This is a genomic window from Streptosporangium sp. NPDC006013, from assembly GCF_040614275.1.
Classification (GTDB): domain Bacteria; phylum Actinomycetota; class Actinomycetes; order Streptosporangiales; family Streptosporangiaceae; genus Streptosporangium.
Map to the genome: position 1 here is coordinate 1 of NZ_JBEXUE010000917.1, position 1,556 is coordinate 1,556.

The 1,556-nt window shown below is 70.2% G+C and carries 1 pseudogene; it reads right to left on the reverse strand.

Annotated elements, in window-relative coordinates:
* A pseudogene (locus ABZ260_RS50905) lies at window positions 1–1,500 on the reverse strand (excinuclease ABC subunit UvrA); the annotation flags it as partial.
* Window positions 1,501–1,556: the final 56 nt, after the last annotated feature.

Sequence of the window (1,556 nt, forward strand, 5' to 3'; positions counted from 1 at the left end):
GCCCGAGTCGAGCAACACATCGAGCGCATCCACCACACGCTGGATGTCAGACGGGTGCAGGCCCGAGACGGGTTCGTCGAGAACGACAAGGCCGGTCTTGCGGCCCGCGGCACCGCGCTGGATCGCGGACGCCAGCTTCAGCCGCTGCGCCTCGCCGCCGGACAACTCTGTGGCGCTCTGGCCGAGCTGGAGATAGCCAAGCCCGACCTGGTTCAAGGCTCCCAGGGTTTCCGCGAGTTGCCGGGGTTCGGAGAACCGCTCCACAGCCTCGGCGACGGTCAGTTCCAGCACCTGATCGATGGCCAACCCCCGATACCTGATCTCCAAAGCCTCCGGCTTGTAGCGCCGACCCTCGCACGCGTCGCAGACCACCCACACATCCGGCAGGAAGTGCATGTCGACCAGCTTGCGGCCATAACCGGTGCAGGTTTCGCAGCGGCCGCCACCCGCGGTGTTGAAGCTGAACCAGGAGGCATTGACCCCGCGTCCGCGCGCCACGTCGGTTTCGGCGAACAGCTTGCGGACAATGTCGAACGCCTTGCTGTAGGTGGCCGGGTTGGACCGCGGCGTCCGCCCGAGCGGTTCCTGATCGACGACGGCGACCCAGTCGAACCCCTCGAGACCGGTCACCTGTCGCACCGTGTCGGTCGTCGTCCCGTTCAGGGCGGCCTCCACGCTCGCCGCGAGCGCGCCGAGCAGGCTGCTCTTGCCGCTGCCGCTCACCCCGGTCAGGCAGGTGAGCCGACCGGCGGGGAAACGCACCAGGTCCGCGGTCACGTTGTGCGCACGCAGGCCGTGCAGCTCCACCCAGCCGGTGTCATCCCCGGCCGGACGGCGGGCCCGGCGCAGCCGCGGCCCCTTACCGGCCAGATAACGTCCGGTCAGCGACGTCGGGTGGGCGGCCGCGTCGGCGGGAGGCCCCGATACCAGGATCTCACCGCCGAGGCGGCCCGCGCCGGGCCCCATATCGATCACCCAGTCGGCCCGGGCGATCAGTTCAGGGTCGTGCTCGACCAGGAGCACCGTGTTGCCGGCCTTGCGTAGCTCCAGGGCGATGTCGAGCAGGTGCGCCTTGTCCGCCGGATGCAGTCCGGTCCCGGGCTCGTCCAGGACGAAGACGATGCCGCTCAGCTCGGTGCTGAGCTGCGCGGCGAGCCGGGTTCGCTGCAACTCACCCCCGGACAGCGTCGCCGCGCTCCGGGACAGCTGGAGATGGGCCAGGCCGAGCCGGTCGAGGATCCCGAGCCTGCGGCCCAGGTCCTGTAGCAGCGGCTCACCCACCTCGCGCTGCCGGGCGTCCAGGTCGTCGGCCACGCGCTTCGCCCAGCTGCGCACCTCCCGTACTTCCACCTCGAGCAGGTCGGGATAGGTCAGCCCGCCCAGCCGCACGGACCGGGCCACCTGGTCGTACCCGCTGCCGCCGCAGGTGCCGCACGGCTGCTTGCGCATGTACGGCAGGTAGCGCTGCTTGGCGCTGGAGGTCTGGGCGTTCACGAACACCCGCTCCACCTCGGCGAGAGGTTTCCGCGCCGCGCCCGTCTGTATGTGTGAGATCG